The following is a 23533-nucleotide window of genomic DNA, read 5'->3' as shown; positions in this document are numbered from 1 at the left end:
CGCCGTCAGGCGGCCGCGCAGGCGGGGCACGTGCCCCAGAAGGTGACCTCGGCGGCCTGCAGGGCGTAGCCGTGGCTGTCGGAGGGTGCGAGGCAGGGGGCGTGGCCGACGACGCAGTCGACGTCCTCCACGGCGCCGCACGAGACGCACACGAGGTGGTGGTGGTTGTCGGCGACGCGCAGCTCGAACAGCATCGGCCGGCCTGCCGGCTCGATGCGGCGGACGATGCCCGCCTCCGCGAAGTCGCCCAGGGCGTTGTAGACCGACTGGCGGCTGGTGCGCGGCATCCGCTCGGCGATCGCGGCGAACACCTCGTCGGCGCTGGCGTGCGGGGTGAGCGCGAGCGCCTCGTACACGGCGGTGCGGGACTCCGTGACCCGCAGTCCTGCGGCGCGGAGGGCGTCGGCCGTCGGCGGTGCGGTCTGCGGTGGGAGGGTCACGAACTCAGCCTACCGCTCTTTTGATCCAGTCAAAAGAAGACCGAGAGGATGTCCCACTTTCGGCGGGTACGGGGTGCGTGAACCAGCCGGAAGTGGGACATGCCTCGCCGCAAGTGGGACATCCCGCGGGCGCGGGCGCGGTCGTGTCAGTAGCGGTAGTGGTCCAGCTTGTAGGGGCCCTCCACCGGGACGCCGATGTAGGCGGCCTGATGGGGCGTGAGCTCGGTGAGCTCGACGCCCAGGGCGTCCAGATGCAGCCGCGCGACCTTCTCGTCGAGGATCTTCGGCAGCGTGTAGACGCCGACCGGGTAGGCCTCGAGGTTCGTGAAGAGCTCCAGCTGAGCGAGGACCTGGTTGGTGAAGGACGCGCTCATCACGAAGGACGGGTGCCCGGTGGCGTTGCCGAGGTTCATCAGGCGCCCCTCGGACAGCACGAGGATGCTGCGGCCGCCGCGCCCGTCCGGGGTCGCGGGAAGGCGCCACTCGTGCACCTGCGGCTTGATCTCGATCCGCTCAGCGCCGGGCAGCGACTCGAGCCCGGCCATGTCGATCTCGTCGTCGAAGTGACCGACGTTGCCGACGATCGCGAGGTGCTTGAGGCCCAGCAGGTGGTCCACGGTGACGACCTGCGTGTTGCCGGTGCCGGTGATCAGCAGGTCGATGTCGCCGAGCACCGACTCCAGACGCGCGACCTGGAAGCCGTCCATCGCCGCCTGCAGCGCGCAGATGGGGTCGACCTCCCCGACGATCACGCGCGCGCCCTGCCCGCGCAGCGCCTCGGCCGCGCCCTTGCCCACGTCGCCGTAGCCGACGACGAAGGCGACCTTGCCGCCCATCAGCACGTCGGTGGCGCGGTTGATGCCGTCGGGCAGCGAGTGGCGGATGCCGTACTTGTTGTCGAACTTGGACTTGGTGACCGAGTCGTTGACGTTGATGCCGGGGAACAGGAGCTTCCCGGCGGCGTGCAGCTCGTACAGGCGGTGGACGCCGGTGGTCGTCTCCTCGGTGACCCCGAGGATCCCCGCCGCCATGCGGGTGAAGCGCTCGGGATCGCGGGCCAGGCTCGCCCGCAGCGTGTCGAGGACGATGCGGTACTCGGCCGAGTCGCCCTCGGCGGTCTCGGGTACGCCGCCGGCGCGCTCGAACTCCACGCCCTTGTGCACGAGGAGGGTCGCGTCGCCGCCGTCGTCGAGGATGAGGTTCGGTCCGTCGAAGCCCTCGGCCGACCAGTCGAAGATGCGGTCGGCGAGCTGCCAGTACTCCTCGAGAGTCTCGCCCTTGAAGGCGAAGACGGGGACGCCGGCGGGGGCGTCGACCGTGCCCGTCGGACCCACCGCGACGGCGGCGGCGGCCTCGTCCTGGGTGGAGAAGATGTTGCAGCTGGCCCAGCGCACCTGCGCGCCGAGCGCGACGAGCGTCTCGATCAGCACCGCGGTCTGCACGGTCATGTGGAGCGAGCCGGCGATGCGCGCGCCGGCGAGGGGCTGCGAGGGACCGAACTCCTCGCGCAGGGCCATGAGGCCGGGCATCTCGTTCTCGGCGAGGCGGATCTGGTGGCGGCCGGCCGCAGCGAGGGCCAGGTCGGCGACGACGAAGTCGAGCGTGTTCACGGGAGTCGGCATCCGCCCATTCTCCCACCTCGCGCCCGGCGCGGGCGACCCGTCAGACGCGCAACGTCTCGTGACGCACGACGACCCAGCCCTTGGGAACCGAGAGCCGGTCGGTGTGGATCGCGCACAGATCGTGGGCGTGCGGGTCGTTCCCGCCGCCCAGCGGACCGAGGGCGGCCATCTGGTCGCCGTAGTCGTAGGTCAGGGTCGTCACGGCCTCACGGGCGCAGCCCACCTTGGAGCAGAGTCTGTCACGCATCGCAGCCACGCTACCCACCCCCGGCGACAGTGGACGGTCGCCGCGCCGCCGCGGGCGCGGCCCGACCTAGGATGGGGGCATGATGAGGCGTCGCCGCACCGCCGCACCGGCCGCGCGGCCGTCGCGCCACGGGCGTCATGGCCGCGAGGACCGCAGCCCGGTCGTGCGGCCGCCGCTGCCGCCCCTGGAGACGCGCGCCGACAAGTTCGACCTCGCCGTCGGGACGGCGGCGGAGTTCCTCCGCAGCGCCTGGCCCGAACTGCGCGACGTGCGCTTCGAGGTGGGTTCCATGCCGGCGGCCTCGGACGAGGACGGCATCCCGCGCTGGAGCGTGTCGACCGAGCACAAGCGGATCACGCTGTACCGCCTGCCGATCGAGCGGCTGAGTCACCTCCACCGCAACGACGAGCTGCACCGGCGGATGATGATCGAGAGCTGCGTGTTCCGGGCCGCCGCGGAGTACCTCGACCGCGACCCCTGGGACCTCGGCCCCGAGCGGTTCCGCTACTTCTGAGCGGTCGCCTCGGACCGCTGCGGCCCGAACCCGGCGGCTACTGCGGGAACACGACGACGGGCTCGGCCGCGGCATCGGCGGGGATCACGTCGTAACCGGCCAGGGCACCGGGCCCGCGGTAGGTGACGTTCGCACGGATGGCACCGCCCTGCGGCGTGAGCTGATAGACCGCCGCGTCCTGCACCCGTGTGCGCACCGCGCCGCCTGCCGGCACGACGATGTCGGACTCGCCGGCGGGCCCGGACAGCGTCACCCGCGACTCCTCCTCCCCCTCGTTCGAGAGGGCGAGGAAGGGCGAGGGGCCGACGGCCACGGCCACCAGGCTCGGCACCGAGATCACCGACGGGGCGGTGTGCCAGGCGAAGTCCGTGCCCTCGCCGAACCCGCTCGTCGTCCACAGGGCGGTCACGACGGGATGCTCCGCGGTCACCTCCACCCGGTAGGTGCCCGCCGCCAGCCCGCCGAGCTCCAGTTCGGCGGGGACCCCCGCCGACAGCTCGAGCGTCTCGGAGGCGGCCGCGCCGCTGCCGAGCGGGGTGAGGTCGACCACGACGTCGGTGTCGTCGGAGGGCGCCAGCAGCCGCAGCCGCGCTCCGGGCTCGGACGCGCCCTCCTCGCCGGGCGCCACGACGACGGTGGCCGACGGGATCACCTGGACGGTGTCGGGGGCGGCCGTGGTGCCCACCTGGTCGACGCCGCCGGGAAGCAGGGTGCGGGTGAGGCTCGTCTGCAGCGATGCCTGGATCGGCGCCCCCGCCGCATTGACGCGCACCACGGGGCTCTCCTGGCCGAGCGCGAGGGCCGCCAGCGGGAGGACGCGCTGCGTCCGCGCCGGGACGATGATCCCCGCCGCCGCTGCCGGCTGCACGGCGCCCTCGGCGCCGTAGACGGTGATGTCGACCTCGGAGGCCACGCCGGAGGGATTGGAGAGGAGCAGGAGATCGGCGGCGCCGGTGGCCCCGCTGCCGCCGACGAGCCAGGACTCCATGAGCCCGGGGGCGCACGCCGACGCCGCGAAGCCGGCGAGGTCCTCGTCGGCGACGGTGGCCGATCCGGCGGCGGCGAGGTCGGTCCGGGTGGCCTCCCTCGGCTCGGCGCTCAGGGCGTCGGGGCCCGCCCCGCCGGACACGTCCGGTGAGGCGAGGCGTGCGGCCGCCGCATCGGGCTGGCCCGGGGCCGTGGCCGCGGCGACGTCCTGACCCGCGGCGTCGGTGAGGAGTGCGGCGTCGGTCGCGTCGCGGCCGACGGCGAGGATGGGCCCGGCGCAGGAGACGAGCGAGGCCGTCGGCTCGGGAAGGGCGGTCACGGCGACCGGCTCGCGGACCGCCGCCGGCCAGGGGGCGAGCGCCGCGGCGGGGATCGCGGCGGCGAACAGCGCCGCGACGGCGATGCCGGCGCCCACGCGCACCGTGCGGCGAGTCGGCCCGGTCATGTCGTCCCCCCACCCACGATGCGCGGCTCCCGGCGCGCCTGACGGATCGTCGCGGCGGTGGGCAGCGCAAGGAGGAGGGCGACGACCACGACGCCGAGCTGCGCCGCCCCGCCGCGCCACGCCTGCGCCTCCTGCGCGGCGCTGGCCTCGCGCGGCACGACGTCGCCGACCACGAACCACAGCTCGCCCTTGCCCGTGTCACCGACCGACTCCAGCTCGTCCCGGCGGTCGAGCGCGGCCCGCGCCGCCAGCCGGGTCGCCCGGGCGGCGTCGGTCTCGTCCTCCGCGGCCGCGCCGAGGAGAACGTAGCCGATGCCCTGGGCGGCCAGCCGCTGCACCACGTCGCCCGCCGAGCCCGAGACGAGGTCCGCCGTGGCGGCCGCGGTCTCCTCGTCGGCCGGGGTCGGGCCGGACCGCACCGACTGGAGCGTCGTCTGACCGCCCAGCGTGGAGCTGGCCCCCCACACGACCTCGGTCGCGAGGCCGCCGCGCGGCTGCGCGCGCAGGACGAACGTCGCGATGCCCGGGTCGCCGCGCCCCTCCGCGTCCACGTACGCCGGCAGCGTGCTGTCGGGTCCGTTGGTGATCGCCAGGGCGTCGCGCGGCAGCGCCGTGAGGGCCGGCACGGCGACGACGGCGAGACTCAGCAGTGCGACGGCGATCCCGATCCCGCGGACCGCACCCGCGCGCGGCAGCCGATCGGCGGCCGCCGCGGCGGCGCCGAGCAGACCCGCCCAGGCGAGGCTCAGTCCGGCGCCGGGCCACAGGGTGACGGGCGTGGACCCCGCGGCGGCGAGCACGGTCCCCGACGCCGCGACGGCGGTCACGAGGCCGAGCACGGCCGCCAGCAGGAGGATCGCCGACGGCAGCAGCCGCGCGACGACGGGCGCCGCGGCGGCCAGGACGACGACGGGGACGACCAGCAGCGGCAGCCAGGCGGGCGCGGCATCGAGGCCGAGGAGGCCGGACCACCCGGCCCCGTCCGACGTGGGGAAGCCCGCCAGCAGGAGCAGGCGCCCGGCGAGGTCGGACGCGGGGACGGCTGCGGCGGCAGGCACCCCCGGATCGGCCAGCAGGGCCCAGGGATCCCCCGCGCCCACGCGATGCCACACGAGCGGGAGGGCGAAGACGACGCTCGGCACCACGAGCCAGATGATCCGCGCGATGCCCCGGCCGGAGCGTCGGGCGATCGTGAGGGCGATCGCGACGAGCCACAGCACGATCAGCGCGGGTGCCAGCGACGGTGCGGCGGCGACCACGGCCACCAGGGCCAGCGACGCCACACCGGCCTGCGTCCACGAACGGTGGGCTGCGGCGCCGGTGAACAGCAGCCACGGCAGGAGGAGATGGACCAGCACCCCGGTGGGGCGCCCCTCGACGAGGGCGGTCAGCAGCGACGGCGCGAGCGCCCAGCCGATGGCCACCAGCGCGCGCGGCCCCGCGCGTTCGCTCACGCGCGTCGCGGCGAACCAGCCGCCCAGCGCCGCCAGCGGCAGCGCCAGGAGCCACAGCACCACGAGCGCACGCGACGGCTCCGCCGGCGACAGGCTCCCGATCACGGCGATGAGCGCGCTGAAGGGATCCGCGGGCCCGGCGGTGCTCCAGCCCAGGGGGCGCGGACCGGCCAGGGCGTCCGCCCACAGCTGCGCGAGGGTCGTCCGCAGGGGCGCCAACGCGCCGCCGCCCAGCACCGGCCACGCCAGCAGCGCCGGGAAGGCCGCGAGGGAGACCACCAAGGCGGCCAGGACGATCCAGGCGCCGCCCGTGGAGCTGAAGAAGCGGAGGTCCGGCCGTGCGAGGGCGTCGCCGCCCTCGTCGTCGAGCCGATGGCGCAGCTGACGGGAGCCGATGCGCAACGGAGCCAGCTGCGACCACGACGCGCGGCGGCGACGCCGGATGCCGGAGCGGGCGCGGGCGACCGACGGGATGCGCACGAGGGCGACGAGGGCCGCGGCGAGCTCGGGGAGGATGAGGCCCGGCCGCTTGCCGAGCAGATGGGCGAGCGAGCGTCCGACCGCGACCGGCAGCAGCGCGATCCACTGCAGCGCGACGAGGGCGGGCGGCGCGTAGACGAGGCGCCGATGCAGCTGGGCGCTCCGCGACGCGTAGGCGGCGCGTGCCCGCGCGGCGACGCCCTCGCCCGCGTCGTCGCCCGCGACCCCGTCTCCGGCGACCGCGATGATCGACGAGGGCGCCAGCGCCACCCGGCCGCCGGCCAGGCGCGCCCGGATGCCGAGGTCGAGGCCTTCGTCGGCCCCGTCGAGCGCCGGGTCGATCCCGTCGAGCTCGCGCCAGACGTCGGCGCGGACGAGCAGCCCGCGCACATCGGCGCCGAGCACGTCTTCGCGCGCGTCGTGCTGTCCTTGATCGTGCTCGCCGTCTGCGAGTCCCACCGTCCTGCCGGTGCGCGTCATCGTCACGCCGAGCGAGACGATGTGCGTGCGGTCCTGCCAGCGCACGAGCTTGGGGGCGGCGAAGGCGACCGACGGCGCCGTCTCGAGGGCGGCGACCAGGCGGGCGAGCGCCTCGGGCTCGGGTGCCGTGTCCTGGGCGAGGAGCCAGACCGCATCGCCGTCGAGGCGCCGGGAGGCCAGTCGCAGGGCGTCGGCGAACCGCGTGGTCCGCCCCGTCGTGATGATCCCCTCGGCGGGGGCGCTCGCCACGACCTCGCGCACCCGCGGATCGTCCCCGCACAGCACGATCGTCAGCGCGTCGACGGGACGCGACTGCGCGGCGAGCGCGGCGAGGGTGCGGCGCAGATGGATGTCGGGGGCGACGTGGCCATCGGAGCGCACGACCAGCAGCGCGTGGACTCGGGAGGGCATGACCTCGTCAGCCTAAGCCGGTGGGCGGGCCCGTCCGGGACTGCGCGCCGCGATTCCGGCGAATCGGCGGATCAGCCCGCGCGGCGCTTCAGCTTGCGGCGCTCGCGCTCGCTGAGCCCGCCCCAGATGCCGAAGCGCTCGTCGTTCTGCAGGGCGTACTCGAGGCACTCGCCGCGGACGTCGCACGAGGTGCAGATGCGCTTGGCGTCGCGCGTCGATCCGCCCTTCTCCGGGAAGAAGGCCTCGGGGTCGGTCTGCGCACAGAGCGCGTCGGACTGCCAGGCAAGAGCTCCGTCACCCTCGACCTCGGTCTGACGGCGGACGCCGGGGACACCGAGGTTGACCGGGTCGACGAACCAATTCTCGGGAACGCCGGAACGGTAAGCCGCCATATCGCTCTCCCACCTGTTTCGCCTCGCGCTGTTGCGCGTGTTGGGATAATTACACCCTTGTCATTCGGTGAGGTCAAGTCGCAGATCGTAAACCCTCAATGCGTGATTGAACCTTCACGGCGCGCGATGGGCGTGTCGCGACGGCCGCCCGGAGTCAGCGCGTGCCCGGTCGGGCGAGGAAAACCTCGCCGTCGCCGTCGAGGCGCACCTCTCCCTCGTCCGCGCTGACGAATGCCGCAGATCCCGCCGCCAGCACGGTGGACCCCCCGGGCGTGTCGACGGTCACCTCTCCGCGCACCGCCAGGACGATCGTCGGACCCGCCACCGGGAGCCGCTGCGGCCGGCCGGGCGCGACGACGGTGCGCACCAGCGAGAAGTCCGGCACTCCGGCGTCGTAGACCTCCGCGCCGTCCACGCCGTCGAGAGGGACCGGCGCGATCACCGGCGCCGGCCCCGGCGAGGTGTCCACGATGCGCAGCAGCTCGTCGACGTCGACGTGCTTGGGGGTGAGACCGCCCCGGAGCACGTTGTCGCTCGCGGCCATCAGCTCGACGCCGAGGCCCTCCTGATACGCGTGAAGGACGCCCGCCGGCGCGAACAGCGCCTCGCCCCGCCGCAGCTCCACCAGGTTCATGAGGAGCGCGACCACGACTCCCGGATCGCCGGGGAAGTCGGCGGCGATGCGGCGGAGCACCTCCAGCTCGGGCGCGAAGCCGTCGACGTCGGCCGCGCCGATCGCGGCGACGATGTCGTCGATCTCGTCCTGCGCGGCATCCGAGAGCGCCCACGCGAGCGCGCCCCTGAGGAGGGCGGGCTCGTCGTCGCCCTCCAGCCGGCGGCGCAGCTCCTGGACGCCGTGACCGTCGCCCAGTCCGGCCAGCAGCCGGCGGGTGCGATCCAGCGGGCGGAGCCCGACGAGCGCGCGGAAGCGGTCGCTCAGGGCGACGATGATCTCGGGCTTGTGATTGTCGTCGCGGTAGGTGCGCACGTCCGCATCGCGCGGGATGCCGGCCTCCTCCTCGCGCGCGAAGCCCTCCTGGGCCTCCGCCCGCGAGGGATGCGCCTGGATCGACAGCGACATCCCCGCGGCGAGCACCTTCAGCAGATACGGCAGCGGCGCCGCGCCCGCGTCGGCGAGCGCCCGGTCGAGGGTCAGCCCGTCGGCGGTGCGCGACGGGCTGCCGGGGTGGTCGCCGTACCAGATCTCGGCCTCGGGACGTCCCGAGGGGACACGGCCCTCCAGCCCGGGGATGAGCGTGGGCGACCCCCACGAGTATTCACGCGGTGCGTTGGAGATCGGGATCAGCACACCCTTCAGCCTAGGGCCGCCCGCGATACCCTGATGTGCACATGACCACCCACACCCAGCACCCCATCGCGGCCCCGCCCGCAGCGCCGATCCGCGAGAAGACGGGTCATCTGCTGCTGCGCGGCTGGTGCATCCTGGTGCTGGCCGGGGCGCTGTCGGGCACGAGCCTGCTGATGGTGCTCGGCGTCGTCGGGGCCGCAGTGGCGGTCTTCGGCTCGGCCGTGGTCTCGCTCGCGCTGTGGATCCTGCTCCGTCCCGTGGTGCAGTGGCGCCGGCTCCCGTGGTTCGCCGTCGCCTACGTCGTGCTGGCGGTCGCATCGCTCGCCTGGACGGCCTGGCCCGCCGCCACCGCGCTCACCCTCGGACTGCTCCTGAGCACCACCATCCATGCGTTCTTCATCGCCTCGGTGCTCACGTGGCGCGAACTCGTCCGCGCCGTCGCCTCGGCGCTCAAGTGGATCCTCGGGCTCTCCCTCGCCTTCGAGCTGTGGGTCTCGCTCGTCTGGGGCGGTCCGATCCTCCCCGAGTTCGGCAGACCGCAGGGCGGCGAGGACCCGATCACCATGTGGAGCCGCGACAACCTGTTCGACGGCGGGCGCATCCAGGGGCTGTTCGGCAACTCGAACGCGCTCGCCTACGTGGCGCTGCTCGGGATGGTGGTCTTCGGCCTGCGCTTCGCCGCCCGCGCCCCGCGCCGCACCCTCCTGGTCGGCTGGTTCCTGCTGGCGGCGTTCCTGTTCGTCCGGGCGGGCTCGGCGACGGCCTACCTCGCCGCGGCGCTGACGGCGGTCGTGCTCGTGACGGCCCTGCTCATGCGCACGACGCGCCGGGCCGGCGAGCGCACGCGGTACTACCTCGCGTACGCGATCGTCGCCGTCGGAGGCCTGGCGGCGCTGTGGTTCGGCCGCGACGCGGTGTTCTCGCTCCTCGGCCGCTCCGCGGACCTCACGGGCCGTGAGTCGATCTGGACGGCGGTCCTGGCCCGCGCGGGCGAGCGCCCGGTGCTCGGGTGGGGGTTCTCCACTCCCTGGGTACCCACCGACCCGTTCTTCGACCGCTGGATCGTCGATCACGGCGAGACGGTCATGCAGGCCCACAACATGTGGATCGACGTGTACCTGCAGCTGGGCGTGGTCGGCGTGGTGCTCATGGCGCTCACCTACCTCGCCTTCATCTGGAGGTCGTGGTTCTTCGCCGTCGACCGGCCGCGCTGGGATCTGGTGGCGGACCGGCCCTACGAGGCCCTCACGCTCCTGCCCACCCTGACGGCGGCGCAGCTGCTCGTGCAGGGCCTGGCCGAATCCTCGCCGCTGCTGGGCTGGGGCTGGATGTTCCTCGTGATGTTCGCCTTCAAGATCAAGCAGGCGCCCCTCGTGGGCCGCGGGCCGTCCGAGCAGCGGCTCGCGGGCGAGCAGGGCGAGCGGCTCGCCCAGCGATGACGAGCGCACCGCGGTCGATCCTCGACTTCCTCCGGTCCTCGGCCCTCGCGGCCGCCTTCGCCACCGCGGCGATCGGCGCGCTGTTCTCCACCCACCTCATCCGCCAGCTCATGGGCGACGCCGGGTACGGCGCCGTGATCACGGGCCTCTGCGTGATCGGTGCGGGGATGCTGGTGGCGCGTCGCCGCGAGCTGCGCGCGTTCGAGATCATGCCGACGACGCTGCTCCTCCTGCTCATCTGGCTGCTGCTCACGGTGTTCTGGTCGCGCTCGGTGGGCGCGACCCTCGGCGGGTGGCTGCAGCTGGCCGCGCCCACGTTCCTGGCGATCGTCGTCGCGCAGTTCCGCGACACCCTGCAGACGGTGCGCGCGACCGGCGACGTCCTGCGCTTCCTCCTCACCGGCTCGCTGGCGATCGAGATCCTGAGCGGCATCCTGCTCGACGGGCCCGTCCCGTTCCTCGGCATCGCCGGCAACCTGGCCGAGGGCGGACCGATCCAGGGCCTGTTCGGCACCCGCACCATGCTCGGGCTCGTGACGATCCTCGCGCTCATCACGTTCCTCGTGGAGTGGCGCACCCGCTCGGTCGCCCCCGGCCTGTCCGTGTACTCGGTGTCGCTGGCGGTGCTGCTGGCGGTGTTCACCGCCTCGCCGATCGTCCTCGGGATGGCGGTGATCGCGGGTCTGGCCACCGGCGTCCTGGCGATCGTGCGACGTACACCGCCTCACCGGCGCACCGCGCTCCAGTGGGCGATCGCCGGCGCGTTCGCGATCGCGACGATCCTCGTCTTCACGTTCCGCCGCCCCCTCGTGTACTGGCTGAACGCCGAGCCCGACTTCCTCACCCGGTCGCGCCTGTGGAACGAGGTCCTCGACATGGCGGCGCTGCGGCCGGTGCAGGGCTGGGGATGGGTCGGGACATGGCCCGAGAACCTCATGCCCTACTACTTCATCCGCGTGACGACCGGCCGCGACCACGCCTCTGCCCTCAACGCCTGGATGGACGTGCTGCTGCAGGCGGGGGCGGTCGGCGTCGCGCTGTTCGTCGGGTTCGCCGGGCTCGCCCTGGCGCGCGCCTGGGTCACCGCGTCCGAGCGCCGGTCGACCGTGTACACCTGGCCGCCCCTGGTGATCATCACCCTGCTGGCCGACTCGGTGGTCACCAGCTCGCTGCTCGGCGGCTTCGGGTGGTTCCTCCTGGTCGTCTGCGCCACGCGCGCCTCGCTGGTGCGCGGTTGGCGGAGCGGCCTGGACACCGGCCCGGAGTCCCCCGGCTGGCGGGCTCCGCGCGCGCCGCGCGACTGACGGGCCGCAGCCGGCAGCCGCGGCCCCGGGGAACGGCGACAGGGCAGGGCGACAGGGGAGGCACAGGCAGCCCGAACTAGGATTGACCGATCGCTTCGTCCCGCCTGGAGGTCTTCGTGCACGCACTCCGCAGCCTGCTGCGAGGCAACGCGTTCCTCCAGAAGTGGCGGTTCGCGCCGTACATCCTCGCCTACGCTCTCGCGCGCCGCACGACCTCCGTGCGCGACGGACGGGTGCTGTTCCTCTCCGACTCGCGGTCGGGGTTCTCGGGCAACTTCGCGTTCCTCGACGCCGAGATCCGGCGCCAGGACCCGACCGCCGACATCCGCGGGGTCTTCAAGAAGAGCCTGCGCGCCCGCCGTCCGCTGCGCGATCTCCTCGCCCTGCCCTGGCTCATCGCCTCGGCTCAGACGGTGATCGTCGACGACTTCTACCCCCTGATCTACCCGCTGAACCTCCGGCCGCAGACCCGCCTGCTGCAGGTGTGGCACGCCGCGGGGGCCTTCAAGCGCGTGGGGTGGAGCCGCGAGGGGCTTCCGGGCGGACCGCTCCCCGGATCGCTCGCGCACCGCAACTACACCGACGTGACAGTGAGCGCCGAGGCGATCCGCGGCGACTACGCCGAGGCGTTCGCCGTCGATCTCGAGCGCGTCCACGCGCTCGGGGTCCCCCGCACGGACGTGTTCTTCGACGAGGGCCTCGTGCAGTCCACGGCGGCGAGCCTGCGCAAGCGCTACGGCATCCGCGCGCACCAGCGCATCGCCCTGTTCGCCCCGACGTTCCGGGGCAACGGCCAGCTGACGGCGACGTACGACGTCGACGCGGTGCCGTGGGAGCGACTGGCCGCCGACCTCGGCGACGACTGGGTCGTCATGGTGAAGATGCACCCGTTCGTGACGCCGCTGGAGGTGCAGCGGCCCAACGTCACCGGCGTGCTGGACGTCTCGGCCGAGCGCGAGCTCAACGAGCTGCTGATGGCGGCGGACGTCCTGGTGACCGACTACTCCTCCGCCATCTTCGAGTACGCGCTGCTGCGCCGTCCGATCGTCTTCTTCTGCCCCGATCTGGCGGAGTACACGTCCGACCGCGACTTCTACTACCCGTTCGACACCTACGTCACCGGGCCGCTGGTCACCGACGGCGACGACCTCGCCGCGGCGATCTCCTCGGCGACGGTGGGCCCGCACGCAGACGCATTCCGCGAGCGCTTCCTCGCCGCCTGCGACGGGCGCTCCAGCGAGCGGATCGTGCGCGACATCGTCCTGGCCCGTCGCGCCGAGGTCGACGCCGCCGCCGTCGCTCCCGGCGGGAGCCCCGCCCCGACCACCGTCGGAGGGCGGATCACCGGGCAGCTCGCCGTCGCCTGGCTCGCCCGCACCGGGCTGTCCGCGCTGTACGCGCCGCTGAAGCTCCTCCGCACGCGACGCAAGGTGGTGATGATCAGCCGCGAGCATCCCGAGGAGCCGGCGGACTTCACCGATCTGCGGGCAGCGATCCAGGCCCAGGACCCCACGGTCGACGTCGTCTCGATGGTCCGGATGGTCCCCCCGGGCATCCCCGGGAAGATCCGGTACAGCCTGCACATGCTGGCGCAGCTCTACCAGGTGGCGACCGCCCGGGTGCTCGTCGTGGACACCTACTCGATCGTCGCGAGCGTGCTCCGGCACAAGGAATCCCTCACGGTCGTGCAGATCTGGCACGCCCTGGGTGCCTTCAAGAAGTTCGGTCTGAGCATCCTCGGGCAGGAGGAGGGACGCGATGCGCGTCTGGCCGCCGCCATGCGCATGCACGAGGGGTACGACGTCGTGCTCACCAGCGCCGAGGAGTGCCGCCCCGCGTACGCCGAGGCGTTCGGGACCGATCCGTCGAAGGTCGTCGTCGCCCCGCTCCCCCGCGTCGACCGGCTGCGCGACCCGGCGCGCGCGGCGGAGACCCGCGAGCGCATCTACGCGCGCCACCCGCACCTGCGCGGCGCGCGGGTCGCGGTCTTCGCCCCCACCTTCCGTCTCGACGGCACCGTCACCGTCGACGCGGCGACCCTGAGCGCGGCGCTCGCGGAGGCGGGGGTCCACACCGTCGTGAAGCTGCATCCGCTCATGCACGGCCGCTTCGGGGCCGACGTCGACACCGCCGACGGCTTCTCCACGCAGGAGATGCTGCTCGTGGCCGATCTCTTCATCACCGACTACTCGTCGGCGCTGTACGAGGCGGCCGTGGTCGGGGTGCCGAGCTACTTCCTCGTCCCGGACCTGGACGAGTACCTCTCCTCCCGCGACTTCTACCTCGACTACCGCCGCGACCTGCCGGGGCCCATCGTCCGCACGGTGGAGGAGCTCGCGGCGGCCGTCGCCGCCGACGGGGCGACGCGTGCCGACGCCGCGGCGTTCGCGCGCCGCTGGGTGCAGGTGCCGGGCGATCCGGCTCCCGCCGCCGGCGCCACCCCCTGTGCGGACGACATCGCCCGCCGCCTGATCGCCGCCGTCGACGCCCGCTGACCGCACGCGCGCACCCCGCCGGCGCCGCCCCGCCCCCGGCCACCGCGGGGACACCGCCGTGTCTCCGGCACGCCATGTGCGTCCGCTAGGATCCCTCGATCCTGCGCCGCCACGAACCCCCGGCGGCGCCCGACCGAGACGGGCCCCATGAAGAAACTCGCACGGAAGATCCCTCTCCTGCGCGCACTCGCGCGACGCACCCGCGGCCTCCGATCGCGCTGGCGCGGACGGTTCACACGGCTGCGCTCCCGCCTCTCGGCGACGACCGCGGCGATGGGTGCGGGGCGCCGGTCGCCGCTGGGCGCCGGCGGCGAGGAGCGGCGCGCGACCGACGACTTCGCGCTCTCCCGCGTGGAGTGGCGCGATCAGGGCGCGACCCCGTATCTCGTGGACCGCGCCCGCGCGATGGCCCAGAACACCGTCGCCTGGCGGGTGCTCTCCCCCGCCATGTGGGCGGTCTACGCCGGCGTGCTGATCGAGGCCGGCGATCGCGCCGCCGCCGAGCAGCTCCTGCGCACCTACCTCTCGCGCGGCCTGCCCGTCGAGGTGCTGACCCGCTGCCTCCCCGTCGCGCAGTTCGCCGGCGAGCTGCGCCTCGGCGGCGACGAGGTCGCCCGGGCCGCGCAGGTGGCCGAGGTCCTCCAGCGCAACAGCGAGCGCCGGCTGTTCGCCCAGCTTGTGGCCGGGCGGACCGTGGCCGTCGTCGGGAACGGCCCCGGGAACCTGGGATCGGGCAAGGGCGCTGAGATCGACGCGCACGACGTCGTGATCCGCTTCAACAACCACCCCACCGGCTACGAAGCCGACTACGGGATCCGCACGGACATCTGGGTGCGCGGAGCCCATCGCGACGTCCGCGACCGGGTCGCCGTGGACACCGGAGCCCTGGTGGTGTGGGAGATGGACTTCTTCCGGAACCTCCTCGAGGTCCCCGCACACGCCGACATCCTCTACCGCGACGTCCTGTTCTCCCCTGACCGGGTGACCCACATCGACACCGAGACCAAGGCCGCGCTGCGTCGACGCTCCGGACTGCTGCTGCCGACCTCCGGGGCGCAGATCCTGTGGATGCTGTTCCAGAGCCGGGGGTCGCTCGCGGGCGTGGACGTCTACGGTTTCTCCTCGATCACCGGCGGCGACACGGGGCACTACTTCGACGCGCTGGGCGACATGGGGTCGCGTCACGACGTCGAGCACGAGGGCGCGTTCCTGCGCTCCCTGCTGGTCGACCACATCGTCGAGAGGCGCGAGCACTATCCCTCCCCCGCGATGCCGCGGTCGGAGGCGCTGACGATCTTCGGATGCGCGTACCGGGAGTACGACCCGGCGACGGGCAAGACCGGCGGCCCCGGCGGGGTGCTGGCGACACAGCGACTCGCGCTGGGAGACCACGACGCCGGCGCGGATCTCGCCTACCTCTTCCAGGGGCCCGAGGCGTCGCAGATCCGCGAGCGCCTCGCCCCCACCACCCGCGGCCTCAGCACCAAGATCGCGCAGATCGTGGAGGCGAGCGAGTACATCCGCACGCATCCGGATGTCCTGGCGGCCCGCGAGCGCGGCGACGTGCTCATGGTGTGCCACGAGCTCGGCACCGCCTACGGCGCGTACCGGCTCGGCATCCCCTACGTGCTCGTCTACCACCAGCAGGGCAGCACCCTGCAGGAGATGCGCTCTATCGGACGGACGCCGAGCGCGCACGAGATCAGCGTGGCGGGCGCGCTCGAGAAGCTCATCTGCGATAACGCGCAGACCGTGTTCTTCCCCAGCCTGGGCGCGCGGGACACCTACCTCGCGACATCGGAGAGCGGGGTGGACGGCGGCAACTTCGCCGACTGGGCCCTCTACAACACGGTGTCCGCGGTCGACCACGACGACGACGCCGGCGCCCGGGCGGCGCTGCGGGAGGAGCTCATCCGCGAGCTGGACCTCCCGCCGCGCGACGAGCACACCGACGTCTTCCTCAGCGTCGGCGACTTCAACGAGGACAAGGGCCTCGATCGCATCCCGGCGCTGCTGAGCCGTCACGCCCGCCTGTCGGGACGCACGGTGGTGTGGATCGCCATCGGCGCCTCGTCGGACCGGTCGCGCTTCGAGGACCTCGAGCGGCAGCGGGAGTCGTGGCCGTTCACGGCGCGCCTCATCGGCACGCGCACCACCCACGACCGCCTGCTCGCCCTCATGGACCTCGCCGACTACTACGTCATGATGCACCGCAACGCGATCTTCGACCTCGCCACCCTCGAGGCGATGCGGGCGGGGAAGGCGCTGATCCTCTCACCGGTCGGGGGGAACCTCGAGGTCGACCTCGCCAGCAATGTGCTCTTCGTCGACGAGGGCACGATCCTCGACGCCTGCCGGGTGCTCGAGACCCGCGACCGCGTGATGTGGGGTGAGCGCAATCGGGCGGTGTACGAGGAGCACTTCTCCCTCGCCCGCTTCACCGAGCGCTACCGGCGGATGATCGACGAGCAGCGCAGAGCGCTGGACCTCGCGGCGCCGCGCCGAGAAGCGCGGGCGACGGCGAAGGAGGACGTCTCGTGAAGAAGGCGCTCTGGATCACGTGCGGGGTCCGCGGCAATGCGGGAGACGCGCTCCTGCATCAGGTCACCGAGAGGCTCTTCGACGGGCGGATCGACCTCGACTTCCGCCACGTGAGCGCGCCGGCCTACCTCTCGTCCTCGGACGCGGCGCCGGAGAACGTCGTGATCGGGCCCGGCGGGCTCTTCGTGCAGACCAACTCGTCGCGGCACCTCCACGCCAAGCTCGCCAAGCAGTGGGACCGGTTCGAGGAGTCGAAGTACTACCTGTGGTCGACCGGCATCCTCCAGGAGCCGACGCCCGACGAGCTCGCCGCCGTCCGGCGCGTGACCTCGCGGGCGCCGCGCATCGTGGTCCGCGCCACGCGGGAGGCGGACTTCGTCCGCGCGGCGGGACCGGTGACGAGCCCGGAGTGGGCGCCCTGCACGTCGCTGTTCACCGATCGGCTGCTGCCGGCCGATCGCACCACGCGCGACGTCGTCGTCGTGAACTTCGACAGCTTCCTGTTCACCGCCGAGAACATCGCCGATCATCCGCTCCGCCGGTTCCGGGACTTCGCCGCCTCTCACGGCCTCGAGGTGCGGTCGATGGTGAACGCCTCGGGTGACGCCAACCGCCTGATGCTCGACCTCTTCCCGCTGATCGACCTCGACGAGCCACTGTTCGGAGATCTGCTGCGCGCGGAGCTCGACGGCCGGGACTTCCACGAGGCGTTCAACGCGGCGCTCCTGCGTCACCCGTCCTTCGCCCAGCGCTACGCCGACAGCCGCTTCGCCTTCGGCAAGCGCCTGCACGGGTGGCTGCCGTTCCTCGCCTACGACAAGCCGTCCGCGTTCATCGGCATGGGGGCGCGCCGCGGCATGCCGCGGGACTACTTCGGGGATGACGAGTTCCTCTGCGCCGTGCCGCGCACGACGACGATGACGCGGGCCCAGCTCGACCAGATGGCCGACCGCATGATCGCCACGCTCACCCGCTTCATCGCACGGGAGGACGAACTGGCGTCGGGGATCGCCGCACGCCGCGAGGAGCTGTGGGATCAGCTGCAGTCCCAGGCCGACGCGTTCACCGCCGCGCTGCGCTGACGTGGGAAGCACCGAGCGCGCCTTCCGCGCCGACATCCAGGGCCTGCGCGCCCTGGCCGTCGGACTGGTGGTGGTGTTCCATCTGTGGCCGGGCGCCCTTCCGGGCGGCTACGTGGGCGTCGACGTCTTCTTCGTCATCTCGGGGTTCCTCATCACGGGGCACCTCGTGGGCGAGCTCGAGCGGACCGGCACCGTGTCGCTCACGCGCTTCTGGGCGCGGCGGATCCGCCGGCTCCTCCCTGCGGCCTTCCTCGTCCTGGCCGCCAGTGCGGTGCTCGCGGTCGCGGTGCTCCCCCGCACCCTCCTCCCCCAGAACCTCGGGGAGATCGGCGCCGCGGCGGCGTACGTGCTCAACTGGAGGCTGGCCGCCGACGCAGTCGACTACCTCGCGGCCGAGAACTCGGCCTCGCTGGTGCAGCACTACTGGTCGCTGTCGGTGGAGGAGCAGTTCTATCTCGTGTGGCCGCTGCTCGTCCTCGCCGCAGCGTGGCTGGCCGCGCGCTCGGCGCGCACGTCCCGCACCCGGGCGGTGACGCTGCTGATGACCGCGGTGGCGGTCGCCTCCCTCGCGACCTCCGTGGCGATGACGGCTGCAAGCCCGGCGCTCGCCTACTTCGTCACTCCGACGCGCGCGTGGGAGTTCGCCGTCGGCGGCCTCGTGGCGCTGCTCCCGCCCGCGGCCGCCCGGGCGGGGACCCCGACGGTGCGCCGGCTCGCCGCGTGGGCCGCCGTCGGCGCGATCGCCGGATCGGCCGTCCTCTTCGATGCCGCCACGCCCTTCCCCGGGTGGGCGGCGGCCGTCCCGGTGGCCGGCGCGGCCCTGCTCCTCGCGCTCGGGGACGACGACCATCCGTGGGCGCCGCAGGCCGCCGCCCGCCTCGGTCCGGTCCAGTACGTCGGCGACACGAGCTACGCGATCTACCTGTGGCACTGGCCGCTCATCGTGGCCGCGCCGTTCGTGCTCGGCCACGGCGTCGGTCCGCTGAGCGGCGCGGCGCTGCTGGGGCTCACGATCGCGCTGGCTGCCGCGACCAAGGCGCTCGTGGAGGATCCGGTGCGCCGGGCCTCGGGCCTCCTGCGCCGCCGCACCCCGGCATACGCGTTCATGGCGGCGGGGATCGCGGTCTTCGTCGCCGTCGCCCCGGCCCAGGCGGCGGTGCAGCAGACGCAGACGGCCGCGCTGTCGGCGCGGATCGACGCGCTGGTGGATGACGCCGACAGCTGCTTCGGCGCCGCCGCGGTCATCCGGGACTGCGCCGATCCGTATGCGGTCACCGACACCGTCGACCCGGTCGTCGCCGCGGGCGATCAGTGGGACTACGCCGCCGCGCCGGCCGGGTACGACTGCACCGAGGAGCAGTACCTCGCGACGCCGCCGCGGGTCGGGATCCGCTGCCGCATCGAGGCGCCCGGTCCCCGCATCGCGCTGGTGGGCGACTCGCACGCCTTCCACCTCTGGGACGCGTTCGTCGAGAGCGCGAGGCGCGAGGGGTGGGACGTCACCATGTACGTGCAGTCCAGCTGCTCGGGGTTCGAGAACGCCGCGACCTCCGCGCGCACGAGATCCGTCGACGCGAAGCGCGTCATGAGCACGTGCCCGGACTGGGCCGCGGGCGTCTGGGCCGAGCTCGAGCGCACCCGGCCCGACCTCGTCCTGTTCAGCAGCCGCGCGGCCGGGCGCAACATCCGTGTGGCGGACGTCCTCGGCGTGCTCGGCCCGCTGCAGGACCGGCTGCCCCGCCTCGCCGTCGTCGACGACACCCCGGGCATGCCGCCGGGGACACGCGGTCCGGCCTGCGTGGAGGCGTCCGGCGCCCGCGTCGACCCGTGCGCGAGCGACAAGCCCGACCGCTCCGACCCCGTCAACGCCGCGGCGCGGGCCCTGCGGCTTCCGATCATCACCTTCGACGAGATCCTCTGCCGCGGCGGCGAGCGCTGCCACGCGGTCATCGGAGGCACCGTCGTCTACGCGGACCGCCTGCACCTCACGCGCACCTTCGCTCGGACGCTCGCCCCGTATCTGGCGGCGCGCGTCGACGGGATCCTCGCTGACCCCGGCCGTGACGCTCAGCCCTGAGCGAGCTCCGCGTCGGTCGCCAGGACGTTGCGCCACATCGACAGTGCGGCGCCGATCGCCATGTGCATGTCGAGGTACTGGTAGGTCCCCAGGCGCCCGCCGAAGTGGACGCCCGCCTCGCCCTTCGCGAGCTCACGGTACGCCAGCAGCCGCTCGCGGTCGGCGGGGGTGTTCACGGGGTAGTAGGGCTCGTCGTCGCCGTCCGCGAAGCGCGAGAACTCCCGCATGATCACGGTGCGGTCGGGGGCGTGGCGGTCCGCCCGCTCCGGGTGGAAGTGGCGGAACTCATGGATGCGGGTGTACGGCACCTCGGCATCGGCGTAGTTCATGACGCTCGTGCCCTGGAAGTCGCCGACCGGGAGCACCTCCTGCGCGAAGTCGAGCGTCCGCCACGAGAGGGTGCCCTCGGCGTGATCGAAGTAGCGATCTACGGGGCCGGTGTAGACGACGGGAAGCTGCCCGACGACGGCGCGCTTGTGCAGCGGCTGCGCCTCGTCGAAGAAGTCGGTGTCCAGTCGCACCTCGATGTTCGGGTGGTCGGCCATGCGCTCCAGCCACGCGGTGTAGCCGTCGACCGGGAGTCCTTCCCAGGTGTCGCTGAAGTAGCGGTTGTCGTACGTGTAGCGCACGGGGAGGCGGCTGATGATCTCGGCGGGGAGCTCGGTGGGATCGGTCTGCCACTGCTTCGCGGTGTAGTCGCGGATGAAGGCCTCGTAGAGCGGCCGGCCGATGAGACCGATCGCGCGCTCCTCGAGGTTGCGGGCGGCCTGGGGGTCGAACTCGCCGGCGAGCTCCTGGATGAGCGCGCGGGCCTCGGAGGGCGAGTGCGCCGCGTGGAAGAACTGATTGATCGTGCCGAGGTTGATCGGCAGCGGGTACACGACGCCGCGGTGGGTCGTGTAGACGCGGTGCACGTAGTCGGTGAACGCCGTGAAGCGGTTCACGTACTCCCACACGGTCGGGTTCGAGGTGTGGAACAGGTGCGCGCCGTAGCGGTGGACCTCGATCCCGGTCTGCGGCTCGACCTCGCTATAGGCGTTCCCGCCGAGGTGCGAGCGACGGTCGATGACCGTCACGCGGCGCCCGGCTGCGGCCGCCCGCTCCGCGATCGTGAGGCCGAAGAAGCCGGAGCCGACGACGAGGAGATCCATACCGAGGTGCCCTTTTTCCGCGCGCGACCGACCGCCGGACGCTGATGACGCTACGTAGGGATCCTACGGAAGCGGTGCGGGCCCGACCCGCCGTCGGCGGCCGCGTTCACCGCGCGTTGTCGAGGTGTTCACCCGGCACGGCTCCGGGGAGGGACTCAGGCCCGCCTGCCAGGATGGCGGGATGACCGACGACCCCCGGATCCCGAAGAACGGCATGCCCACCGCCGTCCTCCCCGTCGCCGACAGCGGCCCCGCAGCCGCCCCGACGCAGCCGCGCCGCACGCGCGACCGGGTCAAGATCGCCTTCTTCACGGTCCTCACGGTCTTCGTCGTCGCCCTCCTCGTGGTGGGCGTCTTCGCCTGGAACCTGTGGTCGTCCTTCGACCAGGCCGACAGGCTGGAGGACGCCTTCCCCGACGGCGATCGGCCCGCCGCCGTCGAGGGCGCGCAGACGGTGCTGCTGCTGGGATCGGACTCGCGCGGCACCGACGAGGGCGACGACCTCACGGGGCGGTCCGACACGATCATGGTCGTCCACATCCCCGCCGATCAGGCGACCGTCACGGTCATGTCGATCATGCGCGACAACTGGGTGGACATCCCCGGCCACGGCGAGGGGAAGATCAACGCGGCGATGGCTCTCGGCGGCGTGCCCCTGGTCGTGCAGACGGTGGAGCAGTTCATCGACACGCGGATCGATCATGTCGCCATCGTCGACTTCGAGAGCTTCTCGGCGATCTCGGACGCCCTGGGCGGCGTCACGGTGCAGAACCCGTCCGCCTTCACCGCCGTCTCGGGCGAGCACTTCGACGAAGGGGAGATCACGCTCGCCGGCGGCGACGCCCTCGCCTTCGTGCGCGAGCGCAAGGCGTTCGCGACCGGCGACTACCGCCGGGCAGCCAACCAGCAGCGCTTCCTGAAGGGGATGCTGTCGGGCATCCTGAGCCCGGACACGCTCGTGAACCCCTTCCGGGTGAGCGAGCTCGTGTCGGCGGTCTCGCCGCACCTGACCGTCGATGCCGGTGTCGATCCCTGGTACCTGCTGTCCACCATCTGGGGCGCGCGGGACATCCGCTCGGGCGATGTCCACTTCTTCACCTCGCCGACGCTGGGCACCGGCTGGCGCGGCGGGCAGTCCGTGGTGCTGCCCGACCCGGACGAGATGGAGGTCGTCCGGCAGGCGATCGAGGACGGCACGCTGTCCGCGTACGAACCTCCGGAGCTCTAGCCCGAGCGGGGCGCACCGTAGGATTGGGTCGTGAGCACTCCCCGCACCGTCGCCGTCGTGCTGGCCGGAGGCATCGGCGTCCGCGTCGGCCTGGGCATCCCGAAGCAGCTCATCAAGATCGCCGGCAAGGCGATCGTGGAGCACACGCTCGAGGCCCTCGACGCGAGCCCTCACATCGACGAGATCATCATCATGATGAACGCCGCGGCGATCGGAGAGCTCGACCACCTGCTCGACAACGACCGCTTCGCCAAGCTCACCCGCATCCTCCCCGGCGGCGAGACCCGCAACGACACCACGCAGCTGGCCATCGCGGCGATCGACGGAGACGAGACGAAGGTCCTCTTCCACGATGCGGTGCGTCCGTTCATCGACGACCGGATCATCGAGGACTGCGTGCGCGCGCTCGACGAGTACGACGCGGTGGACACGGCGATCCCCTCGGCCGACACGATCATCCAGGTCGACGGGAACCGGCTCATCACGGGGATCCCCGACCGCTCGATGCTGCGCCGCGGTCAGACGCCGCAGGCCTTCCGGCTGGCGACCATCCGCCGCGCCTACGAGATCGCGGCGGACGATCCGGGCTTCAAGGCCACCGACGACTGCGGCGTCGTCTTCACCTACCTCCCCGAGGTCCCGATCTACGTCGTCGACGGCACGGCCGAGAACATGAAGGTGACCGAGCCGATCGACGTGCACATCGCCGACAAGCTGTTCCAGCTGCAGTCGGCGAGCCTGTCGCTGGAGAGCACCACAGCCGTCCCCGACCTGTCCGGCAAGAGCGTCGTCGTCTTCGGCGGCAGCTACGGCATCGGCGAGAGCATCGTCGACCAGGCGCGCCAGGCCGGGGCGATCGTCTCGGAGTTCAGCCGGTCCACGACCGGCACGGACATCAAATCCGCCAAGGCGGTCCGCCGCGCGCTGGCGGACGTGCACGAGAACGTCGGGCGGATCGACGTCGTCATCGTCACCGCCGGGGTGCTGCGGATCGCCCCGTTGGTCGAGAGCCCCAAGCGGGACCTGAAGGACACGATCGAGGTGAACCTCATCGCGCCGGCGCTCGTCGCGCGCGAGGCCCACCCCTACCTCGCCGAGACGGCCGGGCAGGTTCTGCTGTTCACCTCGAGCTCCTACACGCGCGGGCGCGCCGGCTACAGCGCCTACTCGGCGACGAAGGCCGGCATCGTGAACCTCACGCAGGCCCTCGCCGAGGAGTGGGAGCCGTCGCGGGTGCGGATCAACTGCATCAACCCGCAGCGCACGAACACCCCCATGCGCACCCAGGCCTTCGGCGAGGAGCCGCTGGACTCGCTCCTCGACCCCGCCGACGTCGCGCGCGTCACCCTCAATGTCGCGGCGTCGGAGCTGACCGGCCAGATCGTGACCGTGCAGGTCGCCGCGATGCGCGGTGCCGGGAACCGGGCCTGAGCCC

The 23533-nt window shown here is 72.8% G+C and carries 17 protein-coding genes; 9 read left to right on the top strand and 8 right to left on the bottom strand.

All coding sequences use genetic code 11. The annotated features are described in order from the left end of the window. Positions 1-5 precede the first annotated feature (5 nt). The 3 genes from QQZ13_RS13320 to QQZ13_RS13310 all read right to left on the bottom strand — a co-directional run bounded on the left by QQZ13_RS13320 (position 6) and on the right by QQZ13_RS13310 (position 2309). Positions 6-440 carry a Fur family transcriptional regulator gene (locus QQZ13_RS13320; protein WP_284529802.1) on the bottom strand — a complete coding sequence of 145 codons (435 nt, stop codon included), beginning with the start codon at positions 438-440 and terminating at the stop codon, positions 6-8. A 146-nt stretch (positions 441-586) separates the two neighbouring features. Then, positions 587-2062 (bottom strand): adenosylhomocysteinase, encoded by a 1476-nt coding sequence (ahcY, locus tag QQZ13_RS13315; protein ID WP_284529801.1) that lies wholly within the window; start codon positions 2060-2062, stop codon positions 587-589. A gap of 40 nt (positions 2063-2102) precedes the next feature. Then, positions 2103-2309 carry a DUF3499 family protein gene (locus tag QQZ13_RS13310; protein ID WP_144807327.1) on the bottom strand — a complete coding sequence of 69 codons (207 nt, stop codon included), beginning with the start codon at positions 2307-2309 and terminating at the stop codon, positions 2103-2105. A 79-nt stretch (positions 2310-2388) separates the two neighbouring features. Between QQZ13_RS13310 and QQZ13_RS13305 the strand changes: the two genes are divergently transcribed. Then, entirely contained in the window at positions 2389-2823 is a 435-nt protein-coding gene (locus QQZ13_RS13305; protein WP_284529799.1) for a metallopeptidase family protein, read from the top strand. Between the two features lie 37 nt (positions 2824-2860). Here the strand turns inward: QQZ13_RS13305 and QQZ13_RS13300 are convergent, their stop codons facing one another. From QQZ13_RS13300 to manA, 4 genes are all read right to left on the bottom strand, one after another. Then, positions 2861-4255, bottom strand: coding sequence for a DUF5719 family protein (locus QQZ13_RS13300; RefSeq protein WP_284529798.1), 1395 nt, complete (start codon positions 4253-4255; stop codon positions 2861-2863). After that, positions 4252-7080: a glycosyltransferase gene (locus QQZ13_RS13295; protein ID WP_284529797.1), complete on the bottom strand. Its 2829-nt coding sequence runs from the start codon at positions 7078-7080 to the stop codon at positions 4252-4254. Before QQZ13_RS13295 ends, QQZ13_RS13300 begins: the two co-directional genes overlap by 4 nt. Positions 7081-7151: 71 nt before the next feature. Beyond that, the gene (locus QQZ13_RS13290; protein WP_284529796.1) at positions 7152-7472 is read right to left on the bottom strand and encodes a WhiB family transcriptional regulator; all 321 of its coding nucleotides are present in this window, start codon (positions 7470-7472) and stop codon (positions 7152-7154) included. Positions 7473-7626: 154 nt separating this feature from the next. After that, on the bottom strand, positions 7627-8781 hold the full coding sequence (gene manA, locus QQZ13_RS13285) for a mannose-6-phosphate isomerase, class I (RefSeq protein ID WP_284529795.1): 1155 nt from the start codon (positions 8779-8781) through the stop codon (positions 7627-7629). Positions 8782-8822: 41 nt separating this feature from the next. Here manA and QQZ13_RS13280 point away from each other — a divergent pair, with 41 nt between their 5' ends. The 6 genes from QQZ13_RS13280 (at position 8823) to QQZ13_RS13255 (ending at position 19719) form a co-directional block, all read left to right on the top strand. Next, the gene (locus QQZ13_RS13280) at positions 8823-10220 is read left to right on the top strand and encodes an O-antigen ligase (RefSeq protein WP_284529793.1); all 1398 of its coding nucleotides are present in this window, start codon (positions 8823-8825) and stop codon (positions 10218-10220) included. Beyond that, positions 10217-11524: an O-antigen ligase gene (locus QQZ13_RS13275; RefSeq protein WP_284529791.1), complete on the top strand. Its 1308-nt coding sequence runs from the start codon at positions 10217-10219 to the stop codon at positions 11522-11524. Before QQZ13_RS13280 ends, QQZ13_RS13275 begins: the two co-directional genes overlap by 4 nt. 116 nt (positions 11525-11640) lie before the next feature. Beyond that, complete coding sequence (locus QQZ13_RS13270; protein ID WP_284529789.1) at positions 11641-14019, top strand: CDP-glycerol glycerophosphotransferase family protein; 2379 nt, start codon at positions 11641-11643, stop codon at positions 14017-14019. Positions 14020-14166: 147 nt separating this feature from the next. Continuing rightward, positions 14167-16560, top strand: coding sequence for a glycosyltransferase family 29 protein (locus QQZ13_RS13265; protein ID WP_284529788.1), 2394 nt, complete (start codon positions 14167-14169; stop codon positions 16558-16560). Beyond that, the gene (locus QQZ13_RS13260) at positions 16557-17642 is read left to right on the top strand and encodes a hypothetical protein (RefSeq protein ID WP_284529787.1); all 1086 of its coding nucleotides are present in this window, start codon (positions 16557-16559) and stop codon (positions 17640-17642) included. Before QQZ13_RS13265 ends, QQZ13_RS13260 begins: the two co-directional genes overlap by 4 nt. A 1-nt stretch (position 17643) precedes the next feature. Further along, entirely contained in the window at positions 17644-19719 is a 2076-nt protein-coding gene (locus tag QQZ13_RS13255; protein WP_284529786.1) for an acyltransferase family protein, read from the top strand. Here the strand turns inward: QQZ13_RS13255 and glf are convergent. Continuing rightward, the gene (glf, locus tag QQZ13_RS13250) at positions 19710-20870 is read right to left on the bottom strand and encodes a UDP-galactopyranose mutase (protein WP_284529785.1); all 1161 of its coding nucleotides are present in this window, start codon (positions 20868-20870) and stop codon (positions 19710-19712) included. The two genes, QQZ13_RS13255 and glf, sit on opposite strands and share 10 nt — an antisense overlap. A gap of 181 nt (positions 20871-21051) precedes the next feature. Here glf and QQZ13_RS13245 point away from each other — a divergent pair, with 181 nt between their 5' ends. Both QQZ13_RS13245 and QQZ13_RS13240 read left to right on the top strand, forming a co-directional pair. Then, the gene (locus QQZ13_RS13245; protein ID WP_284529784.1) at positions 21052-22098 is read left to right on the top strand and encodes an LCP family protein; all 1047 of its coding nucleotides are present in this window, start codon (positions 21052-21054) and stop codon (positions 22096-22098) included. Positions 22099-22128: 30 nt separating this feature from the next. Beyond that, a complete protein-coding gene (locus QQZ13_RS13240; protein WP_284529783.1) occupies positions 22129-23529 on the top strand; it encodes a bifunctional cytidylyltransferase/SDR family oxidoreductase in 1401 nt (466 codons plus the stop codon). Positions 23530-23533 lie beyond the last annotated feature (4 nt).

Origin of the sequence: Microbacterium sp. T2.11-28 (assembly GCF_950097975.1) — a bacterium.
Taxonomy (GTDB): Bacteria; Actinomycetota; Actinomycetes; order Actinomycetales; family Microbacteriaceae; genus Microbacterium.
The sequence above is the reverse complement of the archived record's forward strand: the minus strand, read 5'-3'. Positions and strand labels throughout refer to the sequence as shown.

Bases quoted from the DNA above. Each gene is read 5' to 3' on its own strand.
- ahcY (WP_284529801.1), bottom strand. From the start codon at position 2,062: ATGCCGACTCCCGTGAACACGCTCGACTTCGTCGTCGCCGACCTGGCC.
- QQZ13_RS13310 (WP_144807327.1), bottom strand. From the start codon at position 2,309: ATGCGTGACAGACTCTGCTCCAAGGTGGGCTGCGCCCGTGAGGCCGTG.
- QQZ13_RS13305 (WP_284529799.1), top strand. From the start codon at position 2,389: ATGATGAGGCGTCGCCGCACCGCCGCACCGGCCGCGCGGCCGTCGCGC.
- QQZ13_RS13300 (WP_284529798.1), bottom strand. From the start codon at position 4,255: ATGACCGGGCCGACTCGCCGCACGGTGCGCGTGGGCGCCGGCATCGCC.
- QQZ13_RS13295 (WP_284529797.1), bottom strand. From the start codon at position 7,080: ATGCCCTCCCGAGTCCACGCGCTGCTGGTCGTGCGCTCCGATGGCCAC.
- QQZ13_RS13290 (WP_284529796.1), bottom strand. From the start codon at position 7,472: ATGGCGGCTTACCGTTCCGGCGTTCCCGAGAATTGGTTCGTCGACCCG.
- QQZ13_RS13280 (WP_284529793.1), top strand. From the start codon at position 8,823: ATGACCACCCACACCCAGCACCCCATCGCGGCCCCGCCCGCAGCGCCG.
- QQZ13_RS13275 (WP_284529791.1), top strand. From the start codon at position 10,217: ATGACGAGCGCACCGCGGTCGATCCTCGACTTCCTCCGGTCCTCGGCC.
- QQZ13_RS13265 (WP_284529788.1), top strand. From the start codon at position 14,167: ATGAAGAAACTCGCACGGAAGATCCCTCTCCTGCGCGCACTCGCGCGA.
- glf (WP_284529785.1), bottom strand. From the start codon at position 20,870: ATGGATCTCCTCGTCGTCGGCTCCGGCTTCTTCGGCCTCACGATCGCG.
- QQZ13_RS13245 (WP_284529784.1), top strand. From the start codon at position 21,052: ATGACCGACGACCCCCGGATCCCGAAGAACGGCATGCCCACCGCCGTC.